Origin of the sequence: Ferruginibacter yonginensis, from assembly GCF_042651465.1 — a bacterium.
Taxonomy (GTDB): Bacteria; Bacteroidota; Bacteroidia; order Chitinophagales; family Chitinophagaceae; genus Ferruginibacter; species Ferruginibacter yonginensis.
On the sequence record NZ_JBHSCZ010000001.1, the window covers coordinates 1,394,379 to 1,417,868 of the forward strand.

A 23,490-nucleotide genomic window follows, 5' to 3' on the forward strand; every position below is an offset into this window, starting at 1 on the left:
TTTCAAAAATTACATAATTATGATAAGCACCGAACTAGTTACCAACAAGCTAAAATTAAATAAAAACAATCAGTGCAGGTTTACACAAGGTTATGTTAATGCTGTTGTTTGTATGATTGAATTAGATAAAGTAAATACGTTAACAAGAGAGATTTTTCTTACAGGTATTGGTAATCAAACATTATACTCTTTAAAAAATAAAGGTGTAGATGAGCATGATTTACAAGTGCTAAAAAGTAATTGGAAGGCTTTACATCAAAAGTAATAATCTAAAAAAATAACAACCATGTGGAAAGTAACCGAACATAAACTGAGCAGGCAGGCGCAAGAGCTTAAAGTATCAATGCTGGTAAAACAAATGGCACAAAATACTTATGCAACTTATGCCGATGCATTTATTGAACAATTTAAAAGTCGCATCAACGACATACCACGTAGCAATAACTACTCAGCTAATTTATTATATGAGTGTAAATGGGTTAACCATTACGCTGTTGAAGTTAACAAGCTCGATGTTGAAGGCAACTTTAAGTATAAAATGTTTACAGTTGAATTTGAAAATATTAAATCATCACTTTAAACGAAAATGAAATGAAACGTACACTATCAAGGATTGTATTATGGCTTATAATGGCAGCTACTTTTATAATTTTTATAATAGAAATTATCATTAAGAATTGTATTTTTTTCTATAAAGTAATGGGTGTATTGGGAGTATTTTACTATATAGGAATAGTAATATTTTTCTGTTTAGCAATGTGGCTATTTGTACTTATTCTCTCTTGGTTAGCTACTAATGCTGAATAATTTTTTAGTAAAGCTCACAACAAATAATCAATCACAAAAAATTATTACAATGGCAAGATTTACTGATAAAGATGCTCTTGAATTTAATATGCCTTTGCCACTTTTAAAAAAATGGGATAAGGTAATGAATGCTTTGTGGCATTTTCTAAGAGCGTATAAAAAAGTAGCAAAAGATGTTACTGTTGAAGCAGTGGATTATACAATCAAATATCAAAGAGGACAAGGCAAAAAGTTTACAATTGGAGTGAATTTTACCAATAAAAAATACTTAAGCCTTTTTGTAAAAATTGATGGTGATAACATTTTTGAAGCAATTATTGATAAGATAGAAGCATTTAAAAATGAAGGCATAGTTAAAATAGTCGCTAATATTCTTCAGTACGCAGAAGACATTAAAAATTAATCAACCACAAAAAAATAAAGCTATGATTAAAATATCAGACAATATCGGTGAAACAATTTTTGAAGGTAGTGTTGAAGATGCTATAAAGTTTTTTGAAGCAAAATCAGCAATAAAGGAAAAAGCAAAAGATAAAAACCTACGTGAATGGGCTACTGCAGCTTTTATGGCTCCATTTATTATTGCTTTTATGACAATCGTTTTTAAAATGATTGAATACATTTTAACCCTCATTTAATTATGAATACACAAGCTTTAAATACCAACGGTTTTGATAAACAACAATTGTTTCAAGAGCTTAAAAAAGCCATTGAATTATTAAATGTGGCTTTCCAACAAGTTGCACAAGCTTTTAAAATAATGGCTACTCAAATACATAACAGGTTGAACTACTTAAGAAAAACAGCAAAGCTAAAACGCTCAAAAATGAAAATTAAAAAAATGCATAGTTGGTATAAACTTTGGTTGCGGCAAGAAAAAAACTATAAAAGAAACCACTCCTTAATAAGGCGCATTTGTTGGTTTAACAAAAGTACCAACCTAACACATATACACCATAATCAAGATTTACCATTCTAAAATAAATAATCACAATGGATTTAAAATTTTCATTCAACTGGAACAATAAGCTTGATTGTATAGCTTTCACTACTATAAGAATATTCAATCCAACATTACATACTGAAGGTAGAGCAGTTAATATTTTTTTGAAAGAAAAGCCTTTGGCAACTGGTGTAATTAAAAAAGTAAAGCCCTTCTTTTTAAAGGATTTAAATGATTACATCAGTTATCTCGATACTGGTTATGATGTTGAAAATTGTACAGCGGTATTACGCAATATGTATCAAAGCTTTGATTTCAACAACAAACAATTAGCCCTAATACTTATCGTAAAAAACAAAATAAAATGAGCCACCCAACATTCGCCAAAATTTTTAACCTTCCAATAGCACAAGTACTTATTACAAAAGAAGCTGCTGCTATTAATTACTTTTTTGTTGAACAAAAAACACAGTTTAATGATATATTATTTGAAACTTGTACGACCTTTACTGAAGAAAAAAAAGCCCTTGAATTTTTTGAAAGCTATAATGAAACCGATGCACAATCTTTTTGTAACCTCATACAAAATTTAGTACCGTTATAAAAAAACCCACTTAAAAAAGTGGGCTACAATTATTTTATTGTTGTACTGGTAATACAAATATATAAAATAATTTATGAGCTACAGTCGTATCAACTATTTAAAAAAAGTAAAGCTAGTGTGTGAGTTGTACAACAAGCATAAAGTGCAAGATGTACCAAGCTCTATCACCTTTCGTGATTACATCGAGCCTGTGCACCCCATGCACATAAAAACGTTTTACAAGTTTTTAGGCATCAACTACGAACGGGAGCTTAAAAAGTTAGAGCAAAAAAAACAACCGCAAATGGAAACGGTTTAACATATATTTTTGTAACAAATAAAAACTACAATATGAAAAAAGGTCTATTAATCGGATTAGCAATTTTAGTTGCACTTATTTTATTAGGTGTAATATTTGGCAAACGCCCAACCAGTACAAGTAAAGACTTATCAGCAAAGCTTTATCAAAATGATACCGAATTTAAAAACGATTTAAAAGAGCTTACAACTCAATTTAAATTAAGTGAAAAACAAATTCAGTGCTTAGGCTTTTATATTTCATATAGGTCTAAAAATGACACTGCTTTAAAAACTATGACTTATGCAAGAATTATTGAAGCGGCTGACTCTTTATGTAAAACACGAAACGAAGACCTTTCAGCAAAAGAAAGTTTTAGTAACACAGCCGATACATTAAACAATGCATTCGTAAAAACCAAATGGCTATATGATAGTTCAGTTGATAAAATGACATCAGATGTAACTTATACTGCAGTAATACAATCTAATAGCGATATTCAACTACATAGCCCTTATGGTGCTACGCCAGTAAATATTATGATCAGGAAAAGGCGAAAAGAAACAGATGTTATTTTATCAATAAATGAAGGTCAGTTTTATGTTGAGTACAATTCGCCACAAGCTGTTTTAGTAAGGTTTGATGATGATAAAGCTTACCGATTAAATTATAGTGAGGCAGCTGATGGTAGTAGCAATTACATATTTTTAAATGCGCCTCAAAAATTTATAGCTCAAATTAAAAAATCTAAAAAGCTACTTATAGAAGCAGGATTTTATCAAGATGGTTTAAAACAAATAGATTTTGATATAGAAGGTTTGGTTTGGGATAAATAGTGAATGGTTTAAAATGAATATGAGCTACAATTTGTAGCTCATTTTTTTATGTATCTAATCCAATACCATTATCAACTTCTAACTGCAGTGTTAACCCTGTAACTTCACCAGTGTTACTTTCAGCAATATCATTTACCACAAATTTGTATACTACTTTAAACTCTTGTATACCATCATCACGTTTAATGCGTTGCCATCTGCTCCTTACCAACCTACCACACCTGCTAGTTAAGTTATAGTGGTGTAAAGCATCATGCAAGCTCTTTATATACCCATGTATGGCATAGGCTTGTTGTTTTTGTGGCAATGGAGCTTTACCACTGGTATTAGTGAGCTTTTGCGCTGCAACAGTCAGTACCAATTCAGCATCGCCTTGTTGCGCTTTATTTTGCTTGCTTGCCCATACTACAGCAGGTATATCAATTAGGCAGCATGGAAATTTTACAGGAAATTGGTTAGTGTAATAATCCAACTGCCCCCAATCTTCATCTACATGCAACACAGGCACTTTTTGCATAATGTAGTTTTGTGCCGCTAATAATTCTTCTGTCATATTATTGCTTTTTAAATTCAAGTTTAAAGTGTTCACCAACCTTCAATACAGCGTTATCAACGTTTTGCCGTATGATGGTTTTTACATTTGGGTGGTCGCCAATAAAGCGCCTTTTAGGTATGGTTATTTTATCACCTACTTTTTTTAAAGCCATAGCTTTCCAAATTTCAGCTTCAGTACTATTGGCTCTGTTGCCTTTTGTGTTACGCACCGATTTTGTTTTTACAGAGTATACAAGTTTGTTCATAGCCTGCATATATTTAAACCAAAAAAAGGCTTTCATTTTAGCCGTAACAACGAGTACACCTCCGTTATTATGTATGCTGGCATAAGGCAATGAGCTACTCCAGCTAATGGTTTGGTTTACTATTTTATCAGCAATGCTTCCACGTAAGCCACTGCCACCATGTACATTCAAAAGGTTATCACCTGGTCTTAATTTTCGCTGCTGCCAACGCTCATCAAAAAATGCCTGCCGTTCAAAGTTTTTATCAAACTCATCAGTTAAATCAGTTTTTACATCCTTTAAAACATCTTTAATAAAATCCTGTGGTTTCATTTTTATAAAAAAGTTTTATATTTGTGTTCTAAGGGCAATTAAGAATACTGCGTTGGATTGCAAATCCGATGGCGAGGGTCTTAATTGCCCTTCTTAATTTTATCAACTATTGAGTAAAAATGAAACTCATTTTTTTCAGTTTCTTTTATTACAACGTATGATTTGTTAGCTGCTATTTCTACTTCTACATAATGAAATAATTTAACCCTATTTTTAGAGTCTTCAGCTGAACCAATATAAGTACCGTTTTTAATCAAATTTTGTATATCAAGTAACGCCTCATTTTTAGCTTCATAAAATTTATGACCCTGATTTAAGGCTTCTTTAATACCATTCATACCAAAATTTATTTTTCCATCAATACCTTTTACTGTTACTTTTTTACCAACAATATTTTCTTTTGCTAATGCTTTTATTTCATTTCTACGTTGTGCTAATCTTTCATTTGATTGTTTATTAAGTACCTGCAGTACTTCTTTTTTCTCTTCACTTTTGCCAGCTCTGTACGGGTGCTTTGGTGGAAATATAACTGATTGTTTGCCCGGGTTAAACCTGAAAATATCGAGTGTGTTATTTCCATCTTTACCAATTTGTGTGGTAGCATCTTCACCAGCTTTAATAGCCGCATCAGCATCGCTTACATCATACTTATCTTTCAACACTTCAACAACGGTACACCTACAACGCCAGCCATTTGGTGGGTAATAACTGTTCCAAAAATCATCAGTAGCAGGTAAGGTAATATTGCGTAATGCTGAGTGGCTTTCACGTACCCTGCTATCACCTGCAGTACGGTATTGTAAGTTATACCTGCCACCTTCATCAATACCAGCCCATTTAGCTGCCATTTGTGCTGAACCAACTGCAAAGAAATACTCAGCTTCTAAATACTTCATATTGTAGTTAGCATGTATGGCTTCTACATCTGCAGCAAATGTTGCAAATGGTTTTCGTTTGCCGTTTTCATCAAGTAATAACTCACTCGCTGTTTTTAATTGGCTGTATGTTTTAAAGCCACTAAACAGGTACACATCGTTACGCAGCTTATTGAGCATGGTGGCTGGTACCTCATTATCAGTAATGGTAAAATCAATAGCATCTTTTAAAATACTATTGGTTTCATCAGTAAGTGCTTTTATGGGCGCATCAGCTAGCATAGCAGGCTTTATTTTGCCTTTCTTATGTAGGTGTGCCACTGCACTATCAAACACCTTTTTATTGAAAGCTTTGGCTTTATTTTTATCAGCCAATGTAGCGGTACAATTTGGGCAACTGCATTGCGTATACAGTTGGTTTAATTGAGCATGGTATTGCTTTATTTTGGGGCGATGCTCATGCGCCCTTAATCGAAAAAATTGATACTGTCATTAAATAATTTACCAGCTGCAGTAGGCTGTTGGCGTTCACCAACAATATCAACCCCGAATTTATCTTTAACCCACTCAGGGTTTACGTTATAAAACGGTAAGGCATCTTTGGTAATGCTCCACAACTTTGTTAAGTCTTCAACTTTTTGAAATTGAAAACGAACATCACCTTTTAAAAAGCCCAATTGAATTAAAGCAGGTATAACAGTGCTGTTCATGCATTGTTCTAAATAAACCAAATCACTTTGCACCAGCTCATTCAACTGCTCTTTGCCGCTTTCATCTTTACTGCGACTTCCATTTTGTGTATCTTGACCGATAACAGCACCAGTAATGAGTAAACTCAATTCATTATTACACAGGTTTATTAAATTACGGTATACATCACCATTCGTGTCTTGACTTTGAGCCCATTCAAATTTTTCTTCACCATCAATAATAAACCAAGCAGCTGCAGCCATTTCACTCATCATTTTTTCAGCTCTGTTGAGCATGGCAGTATCTTGTGTATTGGTGGTAAGTACTCTTGGTGGTATGCCGTATAGTTCGCATAATTCACTCCAGCAGCTTTGTGCAAACCTTTTAAATAACACATGTGGTATAGCTTTATTTAGTAAGCCAATTTCGCCAGTGTCAAATTCTAAAATATACTTTCCGTACTCTTTCATTTTGCGATAATCAGTAAAAGTATCTTCAGTATAGTCTTCGTAGAAATATCCTTTTTGTTGTACAATGTTAGCTCTAGGTACTAATCTACTTTGTAAGGTATCACCAGCCACTGCAATTTCTAAAACAGTACAACCATTGGTTATTGAACGCCAAATTTCTTTGAGCATGTGTAAGTAGGCAGTTGAGTTACGAAGCTTAGCAGTTTGCTCAATATCAATTTCACCTTTTGCGTTTACTAATGTTGAGGGTACACTCACAGCCTTCAACATTCTGTTTTGAATTTGTGAAGTCAACAACGCATCAATTTCAGCCTCCGTAAAAGTATTTTGTATTAAATAGTTCTTTGGCTCTTCAGCATAAAAAAATTGGTATGCTGTATTCCATTTAGCCATATCCTGCCTTACCCTTGTTAGTGGTTTGCTCTTAGCTTCTAAAACTCTTTTTTGTTTAGCTAATGTATTTTTTTCGTTGATACTATTATCGGCTAATTGTATTTGGTTAAATGCAAGTATACTTTTTACTGTATTAATAAAGCTCATTTAATGGCTGTTTAAAAGTTAATTATTCGTGTGAAAATTTAGGTCTGCCACCCATTCTAAATGGTGCAATAGTTTCAGCATTATTACTGCCGTCAGTTGGTAACAATGGCAATGAGCTAATGGTTACTTCACCCTTACCCAATTGCTTTAGGTAAGTAATAGCTCTATCATATCGCTCCTTCACATGCTCATAAATAGCATCAGCATTGCATAGTTTAATAATCCACCATTCAGCAACTGTTTTTGTTATTTCTAACAACAAAGCATTTCTATTATTGCCTGTAGCAGCAAATATTGTGGCTACATCGTACAAAGGTCTGCCGTCTATCCACGTTTTTTTATTGTTGCTGGTTAGGTAACTTTTTACCTCATCAACAGCGGCATTAATTCCCATTAATATAATGCTATCATCACCTTCAGATATTTGCTCTAACTGGTAGCTGTACATGGTGCTTTTTAATTCTTCTTTTTGAATAAACATTTTTTAAAATTTAAAGTTTTGTCGTTTACCCATACGGTATGGTGCATTTGTTTTGCGTACTCTTTTGCTGAGTTTTTCAATAGCCTGTGCATCAGCATCGGGGCTATCATCATGCCCTTTATAGCCAGCTTCAATACCAAATAATTGTGCAATACCTAACTGCATATCAGCATTATTTTTTTCGGCTTGGTTGTAAAAAATTTTACGCTGCTGGTAGTATGGCAACATGTTGAGCATACGGTCAAACTTAGCTCCTTTCGGTTTTTCACTTTTTGAAAAATTCACTGGCTCATCATAACTCTTGTTTACCTGATGCATTACCATCATTAATGCATCGTTCCAAAATTGGCTTTCAAACCACCAGTTAATTGTTGCAGATTTTGCTAGGCTCAAACTATAATCATTTACCCAACGAATGGCTACATCCATTTTACATTGCCTCACAAAAGCTTTTATTAAATAGAAGTTGCCATTTTTTACCCCCCATACTTTTATAGCATTGTAATCGGCTGTTTTGGCTTCACTGTAAGCCACATCCCAAAAGCCAATAATACTATCAAAGTGATTGATGTTTGGTATTGGTGCCCATTGTATCATGCTTTCGGTAAAAACAGTACCCTGTACGTATGGGCTGTTGTTATATTCAGCAGCAAAGCTTAATGCACCCATTGCCTCCAATTGGCTCAGGTAAAATTCTCTAGTATTTTTTGCAGCCCATGTAGGGTTGTAATTTTCATCTGTAGCGTTTTGTTGGTCGTACGTAAAGCCACTACGTGTATCACGTATTTCGGTTAAGATAGTATGTGGTGCAAACACATTATTTACCATAATAAACCTGCTGCCTCTCTCATCTAACGTACCTAATAAATCCTCACAAACCCAATTTGCATATTCACGAACCCGTTTAGGGTTACGGCACACTTCTTTTGTATCTAAATCATCAGCAATAATATAATCGGGTCTATACTGGCGATGCCTCACACCTCTAGGGCTTTCACCCATACCCAATGCAAAAAAGGCGCAATCATTTTTTGTAACAAACTTTCCTTCCTCCCAACTACCAATAGTTCTTTGTGCGCCATAGTCATGTATGAGTAATGGGTTGGCTTCAAATTCAGCTTGTATATCACTAATTAAAATACAGGCTTTATCAGCATTTTGTCCTACTAAAACCATTACTTTCAAATCATCATTTATCCATAGCCACAATGGTATTAAAATATCGAGCATGGTTGATTTTGCTAAACCACGACCCCAACCTAATAAACGCTTTATGCGCTTATCAGCTCGTATTTTTTTAGCCAACTTTATATGAAACGGTGCAAGCTCAGCTGTAGCATAATGTGGAAAGTAAGTGTTTACAAAATAGGCAAAATCAACCTTCGCCTTGTTAATGCGTTCCTGTTGTTCCTTTTTACTTTCAAGTGGGTTTACGCTGTTACTTTCGCTTACCTGTTTTAGTAGGTTACGGTAACGCTCCAGTGCTATTTTATCTTTTCCACTTAGCATCATCCGTTAGCGTTTTTGTTTTCAATAAAATCCATGCTAAGCGTTGCAAACAACGGTACATGCACTGGATGGTTACGCATTAAAAAATCAATAAAAGAGCTAAATACATCGGTATAAATTGCTAGTGGTGCATCGCTCAATCTGTCAATTTCTCTACCTAAAATATTCTTCGCATCGTACAACTCTTTTGTTGGTACGTTGCCATTGAGCTTTATTTTTTCGTTAACAGCCTGTAGTTGTTTAAAGGTATCAGCCAGCAATTGTTTTTTAGTAATTGTCTGCATATCCTTTTGTGCATCCCATTCGTATTTCTCTATCCAGCTATCTAATGTTTTAGGCGTAACCTTCACTATTTCGCAAATCGCTTTTTTGGTTTGGTTGCCTAAAATATATAGCTGCTGCGCCATTGATTTTTTAGAATCGCTATGCTTCATCAGTTTACTTATTTATTCAAAACTGCATTTTAAATAGTGCGTAAACAACCATTCACCGTAGGGTATTACCACGAGGGAGTACGCTACTACACTTATTTGTAAGCAGCATATTACTTCGTTTGCTTTGTGTTCTACAAGTCAAAAAAATTAGACGCCATGAAAAAAATTTAGTTAAACAAAAAGTGAAGATGAAAAAACCAAAACCTTTTGTGCTTAATGATGAAACCGTTGAAAACTGCTACGGATTTTCAATACCTAACAATGGTATTGATTTAAACCAGTTCAGTGATAACCCTGTAATGCTCAACAGCCATCAGAATGATGTTGAGCATGTGATTGGCAAATGGAACGACATCAATGTTAGTGGCAACCAATTATTAGCCACACCTGAATTTGATGTTGAAGATGATGCCGCAAAAAGTATCGCTGGTAAAGTTGAACGTGGTTTTGTAAGAGCATGCTCAATGGGTTTTGGTTTTTTAATGGAAGACCTAAAGTATATAGGCGGCAAAGTGGTGCTTACAAAATGTGTATTAAAAGAGGCATCAATTGTTGCAGTACCAGGTAATGCAAAAGCACTTCGCCTGTATGATTTAGCTACTGGAAATTTAGTAACTGAAGATGAGTTACAAATTCAACTAAATGGCTTAAAAGAAAAAGAGCAAAACAATTTTCAAACACAAATAGAAAAAATGAAACAAATACTATTAAGTGCCCCGGCATTAGTGGCATTGGGATTAACAGCACAGCCCAATACAAGTGAAGAGCTTGATGCAAGCATTACAGCATTGAAAGGAAAATTAGAAGCTGCACAAGCTAATGCGCTTACTGAAAAACAAAATTTAGAGCAAAAGTTAACCGCTGCTAAAACTGAGTTAGCTAATTACAAAACCGAACAAATGAAAGTTTTGTTGGATGCTGCTGAAGCTGAAGGTAAAATTACCAATGCTGAAAGAGCTGATTACGAAAACTTAGAGCTTGCCACTGCTACCAAGTTTTTAGCAAAATTAGAAGCTAAACAAACCTTAGCTGATAAAGTAGTTGGTGGTGGTAAAACTTCATTTACTGAGCCAAAAACATTTGAGGAATTAATGAAGTTGACAGATGCTCAAAAAGATGAGTTTAAAACAGCGAACCCAACAAAATACAATGCGTTGTTAGCTTAATTGCCACAACAAAACGATCTATCAAAAAAAACAATTCAACAATAATTTTTCAATAAAACAATCATAAAATTTTATGCCAGCAAATTATCCTGAAATATGGTTAGGCACCGTAAAACGTTTATTTAACTCATTAATAGCCGCTGCATGGTTAGATGGTATTCCTGAAATCGCAGCTGATGTTACAACTATTAATGGCGGTAGTGCCACAGAAAAAAATATCATTTACGTACCAAGCACCACATTCGCTGCTGAGGTATTAGTAAATAACACTACTTACCCAATAGATGTACAAGAGTTTGAAGATGATACAATCTCTTTGACATTGGATAAGTTTCAAACCAAAGTAACCACGTTGAGTGATGACCAAACTAAAGGTAGTAGCTACGACAAAATTGTTGAGGTTACTAAAGGTCATGTAGAGCCTTTGGCACAAACGAAGTATGTAAAAGCATTACATGCTATTGCTCCACAAACCAACACAGCTCGTACACCTGTAATATTAACTACTGGTGATGATGATGGTACTGGTCGTAGACGTTTAACGTATGATGATTTGGTGCGCTTTAAAAAGGCAATCGATGATACTGATTGTAACCCATTAGGTAGAAGGTTAGTATTATGCAACGACCATTGGAACGATTTGTTGCTCGACCGTAAAAACTTTGGCGACCAATTTATTAACTATAAAACTGGTTCGGTTTTAGAAGTATTGGGCTTCACTTTTTACCAATGGATTCAAACACCAAAGTATACATCAGCAGGTGCAAAGGTTGCTTTTGGTGCAGTAGCTCCAGCAGGTAGTAGAGCTGCAAGTGTCTTTTTCCAAAAAGATAACATCGGTAAAAAAACGGGTAATACTACACAGTACTTCTTAAAGGCTGAAAACAACCCACGTACTCAAAGCAATGAGTTAAACTATCGCCACTACTTCGTAGCAATGCCATTCTTAAACGAATACATTGGAGCTATTAGAAGTGCATCAGTAGCGTAACCCCAAAATAACCCACACACTCATATACGATGACGGGAGGCTAAATGTTGAATTCTTTAGCCTCCCATATTTAAAAGCAATTAAGTGAGCATAGTATGCTGAGCTGCTCTACAAAAGCACCAAAATGGTACTGCTCACTTCTAAAAAACTACAATGAAACACCTTCTAAAAATATTTGAATGGAACACAACTTTTGATTTTTTGCAAAGTTTGTTGCCATCCATAAAACTTCAAATAACCATACCACTATTATTTACTGGCAGCTTCTTAGGCGTTGTGAGTGATTTAATGGGTGTTAAAATTAATACGGTGCTAGCTATATGTGTGGCATTGTTTGCTGAGCTAGTAAGTGGTGTGTATGCATCAATAAAACGAGGTGAAAATATAAGGAGTGGCAAATTTGGAAGGTTCGTTGTAAAAGCATTTGTATGGCTTTTATCAATATTTATTGTTAATGCTTTTTGTAAAGAGTTTAGCAGCGATGTTAACCCTTTAACAAGTGAAGTAATGCAATGGGTAAGGTCAGCTTTCTTAATGACCTGCTTTTTGGAATATATGATTTCAATAAACGAAAACATGGAAAGCATTACTGGTAAAAAAAGTGTGTTCATCAAAATTTTCAAACAAAAATTAACTGATTTAATAACAGGTGCCAGCAAAATAAAAGATGCTGATACCATAATAAACGACAATGAAAAGTAAAATTTTATTGATGCTCTTATGCAGCATTATGGTATTGTTTGGCTGTGCCTCAACAAAGCCTACCTACTTACCAGCTAGTACCGAAAAAACCAGTACTGTAGTAAAAGAAAAAAAAGACACTACACTTCATTTACCTGCTGATACAAGCAGTGCTAAGGCTAAGCTGGTAATAAATGAAGCTGGCAAAATAAGCCTGCAAAATTTACATGTAAATCAAATTGCAAATAATGCTTTTGATATTGTAAATGAAACTCAACAAACTACTGCAGCAGCTGCAAAAAACAATACTAGTGTTAGCTCCAAAAGTAAATACCAAAAGCCCGATAATAAACGAGCCTTACCACCTGAGCTAATGATTGATGATAGTAATAATTTGTACGTTAACTGCTATTGTGATACAGGAGCCATATTACTTACCTACGAGCAAACACACCAGTACGATAATACAGTTATTACACAAGCTCCTAAAGAGGTTATAATTGAAAAGCCTTTTACAGGCTGGCAAAATTTTCAGCTTTGGTGTGGACGGATTTTTATACTGCTATTGCTAATCCTCATTGCAGTTATTGCCATAAGAGCCTACAACATTTTTAAACAAAAAAAACTACAATAATGGATGCAAAAACTTATTTAAAAGAAAATCCTCGTTGTGATGTTATTCACTCAACTAGCGATGGCAATTTGTTTTATGTGCATTGCGATGCTGTTAACCATGCTAAAACATTGGAAGATAAAACAGTGGTTACTGAACGACAACAGCCAAAAACTGAAAGTAATAAACCTGTTGTTGCTAGTAATAAAACAGTAGACAAAAAAAATGCTGAAGCTGAAAAATCTGCTGAAGCTGCAAAGGCTGCTGAAGCTGAAAAAGCTGCTGAAGCTGCTAATGCTACAGGTGAAAATGCAACACCAGCTGATAATGTTAATGAAGATGCTACTAATACAAATGTGCCAGCTATTGCAGCAGTAAATAAACCTACTGCAGCTGCAAAAAAAGGTGCTAACAAAAAAGCATCAACAAAGTAATTATTACAGCATTTAAACAACATTAAAAAGGCATTTAAATAACAATTATGAACGGAATATCATTTAACAGAGAGCAGGGTCAACTAGGCAGAAAAGCTGCAGGTGAAGACCATGTGTCTCTTTTAAGTTTTTACAATATGGAGCTGGCAGCATCAAACCCTTCGCTAGACTGTACCAGCTTACCACAAGCCATTACGCAAGGCTTATCAACAACAGACAGTATGTTTTATTACCACGTAGCAGAGTTTTTTAGAACTGCGCCTGGTGCTAGACTTATTACTGCTGTTTATCAAAACCCTTCAACTGATTACAGCGAAATAAAAGCTAAAGTAATTGAGTCTGCAGGTGTAGTAAAACAAGTAGGTATTTGGAATGGCTCACAAGCTGTATCATATGCTAAAATTGAAGCTCTTAATGCTATTTGTGAAGAGTTGGCGGCTTTGAATATGCCAGTGTTTAGTATTGAAAGCCCGATGGTTGATGAAGAGGATTATGCAACCTTACTTGATTTATCAACTGTGGATTGCCCATTTGTAAGTGTGGTAATTGCACAAGATAATGCTGGCTTTGGTGTTAACTCAACTGAAAACGTACAAACGGGTATTATCGGTGCTGCATTAGGTGCATTGGCTCGTAGCCAAGTACATACTTCTATCGCATGGGTTGAACGCCAAAACATGGTAACTGATTTCATCAAAAACCCTGTAACAAACCAATTTCACCCAAGCAGGGAATTAGATAATTTGGGCTTTTTAGGCGGTACGAATTATAGTGAATTCACGCCTGCACAAATTGATGCTTTGGATGCGAAAGGTTACATCTTTTTACGAAAGCACGTAAGCCTTGCAGGCAGCTATTTTAACCACAGCCGTACAGCTACAAGTGTAACAAGCGATTACGCTTTTATTGAAAACACCCGTACCATGAATAAAGTACAAAGAGCAGTGTATGCTCAGTTGTTACCTAAGCTGTCAGCACCTGCATACATTGATAGAAACACAGGGTTTTTACAAGCTGATAGTGTTGCAGGTTTAGAAGCCATTGCTGAACAAGGTTTAGCACAAATGGAAAGAGATGGCGAACTATCAGGCTATGCTGTACAGATAGACCCTGAGCAATCAATATTATCAACTAGTAAACTTCAAACTAAGGTAAGAGCAGTACCAGTGGGTGTACTACGGGAGTATGAAGTATCACTTGGTTTCACCTTAAAAATTAATCAATAATGGGCGTAGAAATTAAACCATTAATAAATGGGTATGCGTACGGTTGGGGCGATATCAGCATCAACATCAATGGTATTACTTATACAGATGCCACTGCCATAAAGTATGAGGAAGAGCAGGAAAAAGTAAATGTGTATGGTGCAGGTCGTAGACCAGTAAGAAGAGGCAAAGGCAGGGTAAAGCCAATGGCATCGGTAACATTATCTGTTGAAACTGTAATGGCTATTACCCGTACAGCTCCAAACAAAATGCTTACTAACATAGCACCATTCCCAATTGTTGTAATGTATCAACCAGAATCTGGACCAATCGTAAAAGATGTTATATGCAACTGTGAGTTTAAAAAGAACAGTCGTGATTGGAAGGAAGGTGATATGACTAAAGAAGTAGTACTCGATTTACTCATCAGTCACATTGAGTGGGATAAACAATAATAACAACATTAATAATTTTTAGAAAGCTGAGTTAACATTCAGCTTTCTATTTTAAAAGCTAAACGTATGAGTAAAATATTGATTTGCGGACATGATGAAAGTGCTATTGAAGCCTTGAAATCTAAGCATGGTTATTTGTTTGTTGCTGAGGTAAAAGATGAAGATGGCAAAGTGTACAATGCAATTTGTAAAGAGCCAACAATGGAAGCTGTTGAGGCTACAGAAGCTATTAGTAAAAGTAGTACAGAGTTAAAAGCATCAATGGTGTTATTTGATAACTGTGTAGTGGCTTGCGATGAGGAAATAAAAAGTCGTTTTTTATTGAAAGTGCAAGTGGTTAAAGCCATTGGTAACAAAATGAAGAGCATTAGTGTTACCACAAAAAACTTATAGCCCTCTTAGATGAGGGCATTGATGTACGAGGTCAGGGTAATGCTCTTATACGTTCAAACTTAGGCATTGACCCTATGCCGCTTCAACAATCTGATTGGGTAAAATTCCAAGCACAAGCCATTTGGCTCGAAAAATTTCGATTAAAAAACACTGCCAAAATGTTGTATGACTTATTAGGTGGTGATAAAAAAGAAGATGATGAATAAAACTTTTGAAATAAAGCTGGAGCGCACTTTAAAAGCTAAAAATTATACTGAAGGTAAGCTTTATGTAAACGGTGTTTTCTTTTGCCATACGATTGAAGATGTTGTGAGAGCTAAGGCAGGTTTTTGGAGTAAGCTCGTAAAAGTGTACGCTCAAACGGCTATCCCTTACGGAAGATACCCTGTATTGGTTACATGGAGTAATCGCTTTAAAAGAATGTTGACTGGTGTATTTGCTGTACCTGATTTTGAAGGTATACGCATACACTCAGGTACCTCTGAATTAAGCAGTGCAGGCTGCATTATTGTTAGCTACAAAAAAAGCATTACTGGTAGGTTGGTATTAGATGCCGCTGCTATGAATGATTTGTGCAATATGGTAACTGAAGCACAAAAAGAAATGAAATGTTACATCACCATAGTAGATAAAGTTTAGGCAAATACATGAGCGAAGGTTTACAATATCACATAAATTTTACTGGCAACGCTGTTGAAGTGTTACGCCATGTAAATGAGCAGTTGGGTGATACCATGACCTCAGCCAAAAAAGCTACTACAGCTTTTAAAGACACGTGGCAAAGCCTATTGGCTTTTAACCAAGTTGTACAAAGTATTGATGCTGTAAAACAATCCCTGCAGGAATTGAATGCACCGGGCATTTCATTAAATGCCAACATGCAGGAGCTATCAGCAATTACAGGTGTTACAGGTAAAGGACTTGATGCAATAAGCGATGCTGCAAGGCAATCAGCTAAAGCATTTGGTACTGATGCTTCACAAAATTTGGAGAGCTACAAAGTGTTGCTTTCTAAACTTGACCCTGAAATTGCAAAGAATAATGTTGCACTAAAAGCAATGGGTGATAGCGTTAATGTTTTAAGTAAAAGTATGGCAGGTGATACCGTTGCAGCCACAACAGTATTAACCACTGCCATGAACCAATTTGGTGTAAGTACTGAAGACCCAATTGCTGCCAGCAATACAATGGCAGAAATGATGAACATAATGGCTGCAGCTGCTCAGGCAGGTAGTGCTGAGTTGCCGCAAATTGGTGAAGCTCTTGAAAAAAGTGGTATGCAAGCAAAGTTGGCAAACATCAGTTTTGCTGAAACGAATGCAGCCATACAGGTGCTAGACAAAGCAGGTGCAAAAGGTAGCGAAGGCGGTACCGCATTACGTAACATAACTGCGATATTAAGTGAAGGAAGGTTTATGCCGAAAGAAGCTAGAGAGGCTTTACAATCGGCAGGTATTAGTGTAGAAGCTTTGGGCGATAAATCAAAGACTTTAAAAGAGCGTTTGCAGTTATTGCAACCTATTTTAAATGATAGTGCATTGCTTGGTAAAGTATTCGGTAGAGAGAATGAAGGAGCTGCAATTGCTTTGATTAATGGTACTGAAAAGTTAGGCGAATACACCAAAGCAATTACTGGTACTAACTCAGCAGTTGAGCAGGCTAATGTGGTAATGCAGAGTTACGAGGAAAGACAAAAAAGAACGCAGGCGGCTGTTGATGATATGAAAATATCTTTTTTCAACGCAACTGAAAGCATACAGCCATACTTACAAAGTACCATGAGTGTATTAAGTGAAGTTGGTAAATTAGGAGCTGGTGTTCATGCACTTTCAAGTGTATTTAATAACCAATTCACCAAAAGTATTTATGATGGTGTAAAAGGGTTGTTTACCAAAACAGTAGCTGTAAATGCTGATACTGCAAGCCTTGCAGGTAATACTGTTGCTATGGGTGCAGCATCAGTATCGGGCGGCATTTTTAGCGGTGTAATGCAGGTAGTGAAAGCAAGTATTGCCAGTGCTACTACATCTGTACAAGGCTTTTCATTATCATTAAGCAGCATACCAGTAATTGGTTGGATAGCAGCTGCTGTTACTGCAGTAGTAATTGCCTTTAAATATTTATGGGATCATAGTAAAGCATTTCGTGAGCAATTGTATGGCATTTGGGAGGCGGCTAAAGCTGTATTTCACAACATTGGAGTTGTTATACAAAGGTTATATAATGCAATAATTAAACCCATTGTACAATCTATTACAGAGGCGTTTAATTGGCTGTATGAAATTGTAAGTACAGTATTTAATGGTGTAGTTGATGTTGTTGCTGGTGCCTTTGATTGGATTTATGAAAAAGTATCAATGGTGCTTAATGGCATTGGTAACTTTTTTAAAGGTTTGTGGGATTGGTTCAGCAATCTTTTTTCGGGCTTTATCAAAATAATCAACGAATGGATTATTGACCCTATAAAAAATGCCTTCAATGGGTTGATGGATTTTTTGTTAGGCATATTCAATTGGATTGGTGATAAACTAAAAGCCCTCATACAGCCACTCATTGATATGTACAATTACATATTTGGTGATGAAGGCATGGAGAATGTAAACAAGGCGTACGAGAACGGGCTTAAGAAAGGTGGTGAAAGCTTTGATAAAGATAACCCTGCAGTAAAAGAAGCACAAAGTAGTGTAACACAGTTTGCTAGCGAAACAAATTTTAAGGCTACTTCAGCTAATAATTTCGGTGGAGCTTCAGCAATTGCTGATAAAAAAACAGCTATCAAAGGTGCTGGTGCTGCAGCAGCAAAAACAAATTCAAATAGTAGTGCTTCATCAAGAAACATTAATCAATTAACAATAAATAAGTTGGTTGAAAATATTGTAATACACACAACCAATTTGAATGAAACTAAAGAGAAAATTAAGCAGGTTGTTATAGAAGCATTGTTAACAGGTGTAAGTGATTTCACCTTAGCCAATAATTAAAATGAGCATCATTACAGTTACCATACCAACCATTAAAACAGTAGCAAGAGGTGTTGCTATCAATACTTTAATTGGTAAAACTTTCCCAATGGGTAAGGCTTTGCCAGTAGGTTTTGAAACTACCAATTTAGGTGGTACTAATACTTATTTGGGCGTACCATCATTAACGGAGCTGGTATTTATTTACAAAGGAACTAATTATGTTTTGAATGATGCAGTATGTACTGTTAGTCAGGAAAAGAACATTGTGCAAACTTCATTACAAGGAAGACCTGGTACTGTAAAAGAATATATAGCGGATGGTGATTATAGCATAAACGTACAGGCATCTATTGCGGCTGATTTTTTAGCCAGCACGCAGTTAGGTTATCAAGTTAGTGATGAGTACCCTTTGCAGGAAATACAAAGTTTTGTGCAATTATTAAAAGCAAAAGAAACCATTGCTGTTGCTAGTGATTTTTTAGAAATATTCGGTATAAAATCAGTTGTAATTAAAAGCTACGACATGCCGCAAGAAACGCACAGCAACTTACAAAACTTTACAATGCAGTTGTTGAGCGATGAGCCTTACGAAATTAAACTAGTTAAAAATGCTTGAGTTAACATGTGACATAACCATCACCAGTGCCGACCAAAAAAATAAGTGGCAATTTGGTTTTTTGCATGAATGCGTAATTGTTGAAGATACAGATACACTTACTGATACTTGTACAATTGAATTACCTAAAAAAACAAAGTGGGAACGTAGAGCAGTAGGAGCTGGTGAAGATGCACCTATAAAACGTGGCGATGCCATATTGGTTAAGCTTGGTTATGATGGTGAATTAAAAGAAAGGTTTAATGGATTTGTAAGGTCGGTTGATAATAAAACGCCTGTTAAAATTATTTGTGAGGACTCCATGTTCAAACTAAAAATAACCACCTTAAAACCTAAAGCCTTTAAAAATGTAAAGTTATCAGAGCTGATAGAATACCTGTTAACTGGTACAAATTTTAAGGCAAAGCTCATTGATAAAGATGTGGAGTTGGGTTATTACCGAATTACAAAAAATACAGTTGCTGAAGAGCTTAACCAACTAAAAAAAGAGTATGCTTTAAAAAGTCACTTCAGAAGTTACGAAGGTGAGCAGTTTTTATATGTTGGCTTTACGTACCCGTTTGATAGTGTAAATACTCAAAAATTTATAACGGGTAAAAACATTGTAGCGGAGGATTTTGAGTATAAACGAAAAGATGATTTGAAGGTAAAAGTTAAAGCTACTTCAGTACAAAAAAATAACAGCAAAATCGAATTAACTGTAGGTGATGAAGATGGTGAGCAGGTTGAAATAAAAGTGATGAGTGTTGATAGAGCTACTTTATTACACATGGCTGAAGCTGCATTAGCTGCAGCAAAGTATGAAGGTTTAAGAGGTCGTTTAACAACATTTGGTGAGCCATTGCTTACTAAAACTGATAAGTGTTATATAGAGAGTGCTGATGGTAACAAAGGCACTTATCTATCAAAAAAAATTGAAATAACGTTTGGGCAAAATGGTTACAGACAAATAATTGATTTAGGACAAATAGTAAGCAAGTAAATGGGCGGCATACAAGAAGCAATAAAAAAGTTAGGCGATAAAGGCGATGAAGTGTATGGTAAAATATGCACAGTTGTTTCTGTAGATGCTGATGCCAAAACTTGTGATTTAAAGCCAATTGATGGTAGTGCTGAGTTGTTAGATGTACCATTTAATGCAGATGCTACTACAGCAGCTGCAGAAATAAAAAAACCAAAAGTAGGTAGTAAGGTGTTAGTTGTTTTTTTAGATAAGCACCATGCACAAATATGTAACGTGAGTGAGCTGGATAGTTACTTTTTACAAATCGGCTCAGTGGTTTTAAAGATTGATGATAGTGGCTTTTTGATAAAAAAGGAAAACGAGAATTTAAAAAAGTTGATGAATGATTTATTAGTGGCTATTAAAGCCATGAAGTTTACCACCAACGCTGGCCCAACTATTCAACTTATTAATAGTGCCACATTCACCCAATTGCAAACAAGGTTTAATAACCTTTTAAATGATAATTAAATGCTTAGTGAAACAAGGTTAAAAAATGCCATTATTGCCACTAAAGAAAACAATGAAACTATTGATAGTGATGCTGCGTGGGAAAGGTTTGCATTAAAGCTGGCACAGGCAATCATCTTTGAAATTAAGAACGCAAGTATTACTTATACCAGTGGTTTAACAAATGGTGGTGGTGCAGTAGTAGGAACATTTAATAATACAATTAGTTAACCATGAGGCAGGATATTTTAATAGATGAAAGTGGAGTGCCAATTGTAACAAATGGTGATTTCACCATTGGCGAAAGTGATGCACAGCATATTGAATTGCTATTGAAAACAAGCCCCAACGAATGGAAAGCCAACTCAATAGTTGGTATTGCCATCCGCAAAGCTTTGTCGGGCAATTTAAACGGTGTTATTAAACGAAATATACGTGTGCAGTTAGAAGCTGATGGGTATAAAGAAAAAACAATTACTGAAAACGAAAATGGTATCAATGTTATCGCAACAACAATATAGTGTACATGACGGACAGAGCTTGTTTGATGTAGCTGCATGTATTTATGGTGATGCTTCTATTGCCTTTGATTTAGCCATAGTTAACGATTTAAGCATTACGGACAAATTAGTACCAGGACAAAAAATACAAATGGTTGAAGCCAAAATAAAACAGGATGTAGTGAGGCTTTATGAGAACAACGGAACTATACCAGCTACAGCCGTAAGCATTGATAGTAATAACAATATTATTGAACAACCCGATGGCATTGGTTACATGGCTATTGGTACAACATTTATAATACGATAATGGCAGATTCATTACAAGATATAAAAGCAAGCTTGGTTGCAGAAAAAGAGGCAATGCCTGAATTATCAACCCTAACGAGTGATAGCAGCACTGCAATTTGGAATTTATGGTTAGACATTATATCGTTCGTAACCTTAGATATTCAGAAATTATTTGATGCTTTTAAACAAGAAGTACTTGATTTACTTGCATTGCTCATGCCACATACAGCTCGTTGGTATGTTTATAAAACAAAGCAATTTTTGTACGGTGTAAACTTATTACCTGACTCAGATAAATTTGATACTGCAGGTATGACATCGGCACAAATTGCCGCTGCTAAAATAATAACCAATGCAGCTCTAGTTGAGTTAGAGAGAGGCGTTCGTTTAAAAGTAGCCACTACCATTAACAACCAGCTTGCACCCATTAATAACGATCAGTTGATTTCGTTGCGTAATTACATTAAAAAAATAAAAGATGCAGGTGTTAGGGTTACTGTAACAACTGGCGAGCCTGATAACATAAAAGTAAACTTGGTGGTGAAATTTAACCCACTCGTTCTTAAAAGCGATGGTAGCAGGTTAGATGGTACTGCACAAGCTCCAGTAAAAGATGCTATTAATAACTATTTAAAGAACATCGGGTTTAATGGTGTTTTCAGCATACAGAAAATGGTTGATGCCATACAAGATGTTAGTGGTGTTGAAGACTTGTTACAACAAAATGTTTTAGTAAGGTATGGTGCATTACCATTTACGCCTGTGTTTATTAATAGCATCCCTGATAGCGGTAGTTATAAAATGGAAGATGTTGATTTTACTGTAACCTATGAACCAGCATAATGAAATATTTAATTGATTGGAAAAAGTTTATTGAGCAGTTACTACCTAACGACCTTACGAATGGGTTTATGCTGCAATGGCTATTGGTACTTACAAAGCCATTCAGAAAAGTACATGATGCATTTTTAGTATTTAGAAAAGCAATCATTTACGAGCTTACCATTACACCACAAGTGTGTTATTTAGAAAAGCTGCTCAATGATAGGTTTGATTTTACAGACCGAAGAATTTATATAGATGATGGTGTTGATAAGCCACCCAAATACATTTATGTAAATGCTGAATTGAAGCCCCAATTTATAAGGCGTAGAGCTGAAGCTTCACCAGTATTTATTTATACAAGGAGTGAAATTGGCGCATTAAGTAACGACTTCATTGTATTTATACCACTAACATTAATGGTTGATTTAAATGAGGTGGTGAGTGTGTTAAAGTCAAAAAAATTACTAGGTACAAAATTTAAAATACAAAGATTTTAAAATGAACAACAAAATTGATTTAACCAATAACGGTGGCTTTCCTTTAGAACAGGATACGTTGGATTTTATGCAACAAACCTATTCTAAAGCATTTGATGCCATTGCAAATTTAGTAGGTGATAAAACTATTATTTATGGGGTTGAAAGCGATGGTATAAATGTTACTGCAGGCTGGATAGTGGTTGGCGGTGAATTGATACCTTTTGCAGCTGGCTCATACGCTCCACAAGTACAAATTATTGAAGTGCCAACACAAGTTGAGTATGAAGATGGCATTTTAAAAGAAGCCTATTTTACAAAGGTTGCTTATTGCGTTGCTTTTGGCGACTTTGATTTTATTGAATTAGTACCTATGGTTTCACTTAAAAATGTTTGGAAAAAGAACGATTTAAGGCAGGCTTATGTTGATAGTACTTACATGAGTGAAAACTTTGATGTGGACGGTTATGGCATCAATGCCGAACGTGGCTGGCGCATTTTTAGCAAAGCAGTACCTGAAGCTGCTGGAAAGGTGTTGGTTAATCTTGACCCAGATGATGCCGATGGCTTATTTGATGTAGTAGGTAAACATGGTGGTGAAAAATCACACACTTTACAAAGTGCTGAGCAGGGTACTTTTTCATGGGCTGCAAAGGCTGATGATGGTGATAATACTACAGGTAGCTATAGAAGCATTACAGCCATTAATTTTAATGGTGATGAAGTAAGTGCGCCTGCATTACCATCAGGCTCGTATTCGCCAAATAAAACCGTTCAGCTAGCACCAGCTTCAGATGCTCACAATATTTTACAGCCATACTTTGTTGTTTTAACATTAATAAAATTATAA

The 23,490-nt window shown here is 35.4% G+C and carries 36 protein-coding genes; 29 read left to right on the forward strand and 7 right to left on the reverse strand.

Annotated elements, in window-relative coordinates; translation table 11 throughout:
• Positions 1–19 precede the first annotated feature (19 nt).
• From ACFOWM_RS06155 to ACFOWM_RS06195, 9 genes are all read left to right on the forward strand, one after another.
• Positions 20–265 carry a hypothetical protein gene (locus ACFOWM_RS06155; protein WP_379707866.1) on the forward strand — a complete coding sequence of 82 codons (246 nt, stop codon included), beginning with the start codon at positions 20–22 and terminating at the stop codon, positions 263–265.
• Positions 266–286: 21 nt separating this feature from the next.
• Complete coding sequence (locus tag ACFOWM_RS06160; RefSeq protein ID WP_379707868.1) at positions 287–580, forward strand: hypothetical protein; 294 nt, start codon at positions 287–289, stop codon at positions 578–580.
• Positions 581–856: 276 nt separating this feature from the next.
• On the forward strand, positions 857–1,210 hold the full coding sequence (locus tag ACFOWM_RS06165; RefSeq protein WP_379707869.1) for a hypothetical protein: 354 nt from the start codon (positions 857–859) through the stop codon (positions 1,208–1,210).
• Between the two features lie 22 nt (positions 1,211–1,232).
• Positions 1,233–1,445: a hypothetical protein gene (locus ACFOWM_RS06170; RefSeq protein ID WP_379707871.1), complete on the forward strand. Its 213-nt coding sequence runs from the start codon at positions 1,233–1,235 to the stop codon at positions 1,443–1,445.
• 2 nt (positions 1,446–1,447) lie between these two features.
• Positions 1,448–1,786: a hypothetical protein gene (locus ACFOWM_RS06175; protein ID WP_379707873.1), complete on the forward strand. Its 339-nt coding sequence runs from the start codon at positions 1,448–1,450 to the stop codon at positions 1,784–1,786.
• Positions 1,787–1,800: 14 nt separating this feature from the next.
• Positions 1,801–2,118, forward strand: a complete 318-nt coding sequence (locus ACFOWM_RS06180) for a hypothetical protein (RefSeq protein ID WP_379707876.1) — start codon at positions 1,801–1,803, stop codon at positions 2,116–2,118.
• The gene (locus ACFOWM_RS06185; protein ID WP_379707878.1) at positions 2,115–2,354 is read left to right on the forward strand and encodes a hypothetical protein; all 240 of its coding nucleotides are present in this window, start codon (positions 2,115–2,117) and stop codon (positions 2,352–2,354) included. The genes ACFOWM_RS06180 and ACFOWM_RS06185 overlap by 4 nt, the downstream gene beginning before the upstream one ends.
• 73 nt (positions 2,355–2,427) lie before the next feature.
• Complete coding sequence (locus ACFOWM_RS06190) at positions 2,428–2,652, forward strand: hypothetical protein (protein ID WP_379707881.1); 225 nt, start codon at positions 2,428–2,430, stop codon at positions 2,650–2,652.
• Positions 2,653–2,684: 32 nt separating this feature from the next.
• Positions 2,685–3,467, forward strand: coding sequence for a hypothetical protein (locus ACFOWM_RS06195; protein ID WP_379707883.1), 783 nt, complete (start codon positions 2,685–2,687; stop codon positions 3,465–3,467).
• A gap of 46 nt (positions 3,468–3,513) precedes the next feature.
• On the opposite strand, the gene ACFOWM_RS06200 is transcribed toward ACFOWM_RS06195, so the two are convergent.
• From ACFOWM_RS06200 to ACFOWM_RS06230, 7 genes are all read right to left on the reverse strand, one after another.
• Positions 3,514–4,020 (reverse strand): hypothetical protein, encoded by a 507-nt coding sequence (locus tag ACFOWM_RS06200; protein WP_379707885.1) that lies wholly within the window; start codon positions 4,018–4,020, stop codon positions 3,514–3,516.
• A gap of 1 nt (position 4,021) precedes the next feature.
• Positions 4,022–4,579 (reverse strand): hypothetical protein, encoded by a 558-nt coding sequence (locus ACFOWM_RS06205; protein ID WP_379707887.1) that lies wholly within the window; start codon positions 4,577–4,579, stop codon positions 4,022–4,024.
• A gap of 80 nt (positions 4,580–4,659) precedes the next feature.
• The gene (locus ACFOWM_RS06210) at positions 4,660–5,829 is read right to left on the reverse strand and encodes an LPD3 domain-containing protein (protein ID WP_379707889.1); all 1,170 of its coding nucleotides are present in this window, start codon (positions 5,827–5,829) and stop codon (positions 4,660–4,662) included.
• Positions 5,830–5,921: 92 nt separating this feature from the next.
• Complete coding sequence (locus ACFOWM_RS06215) at positions 5,922–7,154, reverse strand: phage portal protein family protein (RefSeq protein ID WP_379707891.1); 1,233 nt, start codon at positions 7,152–7,154, stop codon at positions 5,922–5,924.
• Positions 7,155–7,176: 22 nt separating this feature from the next.
• Positions 7,177–7,635: a phage protein Gp36 family protein gene (locus tag ACFOWM_RS06220; protein ID WP_379707893.1), complete on the reverse strand. Its 459-nt coding sequence runs from the start codon at positions 7,633–7,635 to the stop codon at positions 7,177–7,179.
• Positions 7,636–7,638: 3 nt separating this feature from the next.
• Positions 7,639–9,147: a hypothetical protein gene (locus ACFOWM_RS06225; protein WP_379707895.1), complete on the reverse strand. Its 1,509-nt coding sequence runs from the start codon at positions 9,145–9,147 to the stop codon at positions 7,639–7,641.
• On the reverse strand, positions 9,144–9,578 hold the full coding sequence (locus ACFOWM_RS06230) for a terminase gpP N-terminus-related DNA-binding protein (RefSeq protein WP_379707897.1): 435 nt from the start codon (positions 9,576–9,578) through the stop codon (positions 9,144–9,146). Before ACFOWM_RS06230 ends, ACFOWM_RS06225 begins: the two co-directional genes overlap by 4 nt.
• 188 nt (positions 9,579–9,766) lie before the next feature.
• On the opposite strand from ACFOWM_RS06230, the gene ACFOWM_RS06235 reads away from it, so the two are divergent.
• The 20 genes from ACFOWM_RS06235 (at position 9,767) to ACFOWM_RS06330 (ending at position 23,490) form a co-directional block, all read left to right on the forward strand.
• On the forward strand, positions 9,767–10,744 hold the full coding sequence (locus tag ACFOWM_RS06235) for a hypothetical protein (protein ID WP_379707898.1): 978 nt from the start codon (positions 9,767–9,769) through the stop codon (positions 10,742–10,744).
• 73 nt (positions 10,745–10,817) lie between these two features.
• On the forward strand, positions 10,818–11,735 hold the full coding sequence (locus ACFOWM_RS06240; RefSeq protein WP_379707900.1) for a phage major capsid protein: 918 nt from the start codon (positions 10,818–10,820) through the stop codon (positions 11,733–11,735).
• A gap of 153 nt (positions 11,736–11,888) precedes the next feature.
• A complete protein-coding gene (locus ACFOWM_RS06245; RefSeq protein ID WP_379707902.1) occupies positions 11,889–12,437 on the forward strand; it encodes a phage holin family protein in 549 nt (182 codons plus the stop codon).
• Complete coding sequence (locus ACFOWM_RS06250) at positions 12,427–13,050, forward strand: hypothetical protein (protein ID WP_379707904.1); 624 nt, start codon at positions 12,427–12,429, stop codon at positions 13,048–13,050. Before ACFOWM_RS06245 ends, ACFOWM_RS06250 begins: the two co-directional genes overlap by 11 nt.
• Positions 13,050–13,463: a hypothetical protein gene (locus tag ACFOWM_RS06255; RefSeq protein WP_379707906.1), complete on the forward strand. Its 414-nt coding sequence runs from the start codon at positions 13,050–13,052 to the stop codon at positions 13,461–13,463. The genes ACFOWM_RS06250 and ACFOWM_RS06255 overlap by 1 nt, the downstream gene beginning before the upstream one ends.
• Before the next feature lie 47 nt (positions 13,464–13,510).
• Complete coding sequence (locus ACFOWM_RS06260) at positions 13,511–14,689, forward strand: DUF2586 family protein (RefSeq protein WP_379707908.1); 1,179 nt, start codon at positions 13,511–13,513, stop codon at positions 14,687–14,689.
• Positions 14,689–15,123 (forward strand): hypothetical protein, encoded by a 435-nt coding sequence (locus tag ACFOWM_RS06265; RefSeq protein WP_379707910.1) that lies wholly within the window; start codon positions 14,689–14,691, stop codon positions 15,121–15,123. The genes ACFOWM_RS06260 and ACFOWM_RS06265 overlap by 1 nt, the downstream gene beginning before the upstream one ends.
• 66 nt (positions 15,124–15,189) lie before the next feature.
• Entirely contained in the window at positions 15,190–15,516 is a 327-nt protein-coding gene (locus ACFOWM_RS06270; RefSeq protein ID WP_379707912.1) for a hypothetical protein, read from the forward strand.
• A gap of 74 nt (positions 15,517–15,590) precedes the next feature.
• Complete coding sequence (locus tag ACFOWM_RS06275; RefSeq protein WP_379707914.1) at positions 15,591–15,722, forward strand: hypothetical protein; 132 nt, start codon at positions 15,591–15,593, stop codon at positions 15,720–15,722.
• A complete protein-coding gene (locus ACFOWM_RS06280) occupies positions 15,715–16,155 on the forward strand; it encodes a DUF5675 family protein (RefSeq protein WP_379707916.1) in 441 nt (146 codons plus the stop codon). The genes ACFOWM_RS06275 and ACFOWM_RS06280 overlap by 8 nt, the downstream gene beginning before the upstream one ends.
• An 8-nt stretch (positions 16,156–16,163) precedes the next feature.
• Positions 16,164–18,497: a phage tail tape measure protein gene (locus tag ACFOWM_RS06285; protein WP_379707918.1), complete on the forward strand. Its 2,334-nt coding sequence runs from the start codon at positions 16,164–16,166 to the stop codon at positions 18,495–18,497.
• Position 18,498: 1 nt separating this feature from the next.
• Positions 18,499–19,095 (forward strand): DUF6046 domain-containing protein, encoded by a 597-nt coding sequence (locus tag ACFOWM_RS06290; RefSeq protein WP_379707920.1) that lies wholly within the window; start codon positions 18,499–18,501, stop codon positions 19,093–19,095.
• Positions 19,088–20,077, forward strand: coding sequence for a hypothetical protein (locus ACFOWM_RS06295; protein ID WP_379707922.1), 990 nt, complete (start codon positions 19,088–19,090; stop codon positions 20,075–20,077). The genes ACFOWM_RS06290 and ACFOWM_RS06295 overlap by 8 nt, the downstream gene beginning before the upstream one ends.
• On the forward strand, positions 20,078–20,569 hold the full coding sequence (locus ACFOWM_RS06300; RefSeq protein WP_379707924.1) for a hypothetical protein: 492 nt from the start codon (positions 20,078–20,080) through the stop codon (positions 20,567–20,569). It abuts the gene before it with no gap.
• Complete coding sequence (locus ACFOWM_RS06305; protein WP_379707926.1) at positions 20,570–20,779, forward strand: hypothetical protein; 210 nt, start codon at positions 20,570–20,572, stop codon at positions 20,777–20,779.
• Between the two features lie 2 nt (positions 20,780–20,781).
• Positions 20,782–21,069: a hypothetical protein gene (locus ACFOWM_RS06310; protein WP_379707928.1), complete on the forward strand. Its 288-nt coding sequence runs from the start codon at positions 20,782–20,784 to the stop codon at positions 21,067–21,069.
• On the forward strand, positions 21,047–21,358 hold the full coding sequence (locus tag ACFOWM_RS06315) for a hypothetical protein (RefSeq protein ID WP_379707930.1): 312 nt from the start codon (positions 21,047–21,049) through the stop codon (positions 21,356–21,358). The genes ACFOWM_RS06310 and ACFOWM_RS06315 overlap by 23 nt, the downstream gene beginning before the upstream one ends.
• Positions 21,358–22,182, forward strand: a complete 825-nt coding sequence (locus tag ACFOWM_RS06320; protein WP_379707932.1) for a hypothetical protein — start codon at positions 21,358–21,360, stop codon at positions 22,180–22,182. The genes ACFOWM_RS06315 and ACFOWM_RS06320 overlap by 1 nt, the downstream gene beginning before the upstream one ends.
• Positions 22,182–22,661 (forward strand): hypothetical protein, encoded by a 480-nt coding sequence (locus ACFOWM_RS06325; protein WP_379707934.1) that lies wholly within the window; start codon positions 22,182–22,184, stop codon positions 22,659–22,661. The genes ACFOWM_RS06320 and ACFOWM_RS06325 overlap by 1 nt, the downstream gene beginning before the upstream one ends.
• Before the next feature lies 1 nt (position 22,662).
• Positions 22,663–23,490, forward strand: a complete 828-nt coding sequence (locus ACFOWM_RS06330; protein ID WP_379707936.1) for a hypothetical protein — start codon at positions 22,663–22,665, stop codon at positions 23,488–23,490.

Excerpts from the sequence above, each read along its gene's own strand:
- ACFOWM_RS06155 (WP_379707866.1), top strand. The coding sequence starts at position 20 with ATGATAAGCACCGAACTAGTTACCAACAAGCTAAAATTAAATAAAAAC.
- ACFOWM_RS06160 (WP_379707868.1), top strand. The coding sequence starts at position 287 with ATGTGGAAAGTAACCGAACATAAACTGAGCAGGCAGGCGCAAGAGCTT.
- ACFOWM_RS06165 (WP_379707869.1), top strand. The coding sequence starts at position 857 with ATGGCAAGATTTACTGATAAAGATGCTCTTGAATTTAATATGCCTTTG.
- ACFOWM_RS06170 (WP_379707871.1), top strand. The coding sequence starts at position 1,233 with ATGATTAAAATATCAGACAATATCGGTGAAACAATTTTTGAAGGTAGT.
- ACFOWM_RS06175 (WP_379707873.1), top strand. The coding sequence starts at position 1,448 with ATGAATACACAAGCTTTAAATACCAACGGTTTTGATAAACAACAATTG.
- ACFOWM_RS06180 (WP_379707876.1), top strand. The coding sequence starts at position 1,801 with ATGGATTTAAAATTTTCATTCAACTGGAACAATAAGCTTGATTGTATA.
- ACFOWM_RS06185 (WP_379707878.1), top strand. The coding sequence starts at position 2,115 with ATGAGCCACCCAACATTCGCCAAAATTTTTAACCTTCCAATAGCACAA.
- ACFOWM_RS06190 (WP_379707881.1), top strand. The coding sequence starts at position 2,428 with ATGAGCTACAGTCGTATCAACTATTTAAAAAAAGTAAAGCTAGTGTGT.
- ACFOWM_RS06195 (WP_379707883.1), top strand. The coding sequence starts at position 2,685 with ATGAAAAAAGGTCTATTAATCGGATTAGCAATTTTAGTTGCACTTATT.
- ACFOWM_RS06200 (WP_379707885.1), bottom strand. The coding sequence starts at position 4,020 with ATGACAGAAGAATTATTAGCGGCACAAAACTACATTATGCAAAAAGTG.
- ACFOWM_RS06205 (WP_379707887.1), bottom strand. The coding sequence starts at position 4,579 with ATGAAACCACAGGATTTTATTAAAGATGTTTTAAAGGATGTAAAAACT.
- ACFOWM_RS06215 (WP_379707891.1), bottom strand. The coding sequence starts at position 7,154 with ATGAGCTTTATTAATACAGTAAAAAGTATACTTGCATTTAACCAAATA.
- ACFOWM_RS06220 (WP_379707893.1), bottom strand. The coding sequence starts at position 7,635 with ATGTTTATTCAAAAAGAAGAATTAAAAAGCACCATGTACAGCTACCAG.
- ACFOWM_RS06225 (WP_379707895.1), bottom strand. The coding sequence starts at position 9,147 with ATGATGCTAAGTGGAAAAGATAAAATAGCACTGGAGCGTTACCGTAAC.
- ACFOWM_RS06230 (WP_379707897.1), bottom strand. The coding sequence starts at position 9,578 with ATGAAGCATAGCGATTCTAAAAAATCAATGGCGCAGCAGCTATATATT.
- ACFOWM_RS06235 (WP_379707898.1), top strand. The coding sequence starts at position 9,767 with ATGAAAAAACCAAAACCTTTTGTGCTTAATGATGAAACCGTTGAAAAC.
- ACFOWM_RS06240 (WP_379707900.1), top strand. The coding sequence starts at position 10,818 with ATGCCAGCAAATTATCCTGAAATATGGTTAGGCACCGTAAAACGTTTA.
- ACFOWM_RS06245 (WP_379707902.1), top strand. The coding sequence starts at position 11,889 with ATGAAACACCTTCTAAAAATATTTGAATGGAACACAACTTTTGATTTT.
- ACFOWM_RS06250 (WP_379707904.1), top strand. The coding sequence starts at position 12,427 with ATGAAAAGTAAAATTTTATTGATGCTCTTATGCAGCATTATGGTATTG.
- ACFOWM_RS06255 (WP_379707906.1), top strand. The coding sequence starts at position 13,050 with ATGGATGCAAAAACTTATTTAAAAGAAAATCCTCGTTGTGATGTTATT.
- ACFOWM_RS06260 (WP_379707908.1), top strand. The coding sequence starts at position 13,511 with ATGAACGGAATATCATTTAACAGAGAGCAGGGTCAACTAGGCAGAAAA.
- ACFOWM_RS06265 (WP_379707910.1), top strand. The coding sequence starts at position 14,689 with ATGGGCGTAGAAATTAAACCATTAATAAATGGGTATGCGTACGGTTGG.
- ACFOWM_RS06270 (WP_379707912.1), top strand. The coding sequence starts at position 15,190 with ATGAGTAAAATATTGATTTGCGGACATGATGAAAGTGCTATTGAAGCC.
- ACFOWM_RS06275 (WP_379707914.1), top strand. The coding sequence starts at position 15,591 with ATGCCGCTTCAACAATCTGATTGGGTAAAATTCCAAGCACAAGCCATT.
- ACFOWM_RS06280 (WP_379707916.1), top strand. The coding sequence starts at position 15,715 with ATGAATAAAACTTTTGAAATAAAGCTGGAGCGCACTTTAAAAGCTAAA.
- ACFOWM_RS06285 (WP_379707918.1), top strand. The coding sequence starts at position 16,164 with ATGAGCGAAGGTTTACAATATCACATAAATTTTACTGGCAACGCTGTT.
- ACFOWM_RS06290 (WP_379707920.1), top strand. The coding sequence starts at position 18,499 with ATGAGCATCATTACAGTTACCATACCAACCATTAAAACAGTAGCAAGA.
- ACFOWM_RS06295 (WP_379707922.1), top strand. The coding sequence starts at position 19,088 with ATGCTTGAGTTAACATGTGACATAACCATCACCAGTGCCGACCAAAAA.
- ACFOWM_RS06300 (WP_379707924.1), top strand. The coding sequence starts at position 20,078 with ATGGGCGGCATACAAGAAGCAATAAAAAAGTTAGGCGATAAAGGCGAT.
- ACFOWM_RS06305 (WP_379707926.1), top strand. The coding sequence starts at position 20,570 with ATGCTTAGTGAAACAAGGTTAAAAAATGCCATTATTGCCACTAAAGAA.
- ACFOWM_RS06310 (WP_379707928.1), top strand. The coding sequence starts at position 20,782 with ATGAGGCAGGATATTTTAATAGATGAAAGTGGAGTGCCAATTGTAACA.
- ACFOWM_RS06315 (WP_379707930.1), top strand. The coding sequence starts at position 21,047 with ATGTTATCGCAACAACAATATAGTGTACATGACGGACAGAGCTTGTTT.
- ACFOWM_RS06320 (WP_379707932.1), top strand. The coding sequence starts at position 21,358 with ATGGCAGATTCATTACAAGATATAAAAGCAAGCTTGGTTGCAGAAAAA.
- ACFOWM_RS06325 (WP_379707934.1), top strand. The coding sequence starts at position 22,182 with ATGAAATATTTAATTGATTGGAAAAAGTTTATTGAGCAGTTACTACCT.
- ACFOWM_RS06330 (WP_379707936.1), top strand. The coding sequence starts at position 22,663 with ATGAACAACAAAATTGATTTAACCAATAACGGTGGCTTTCCTTTAGAA.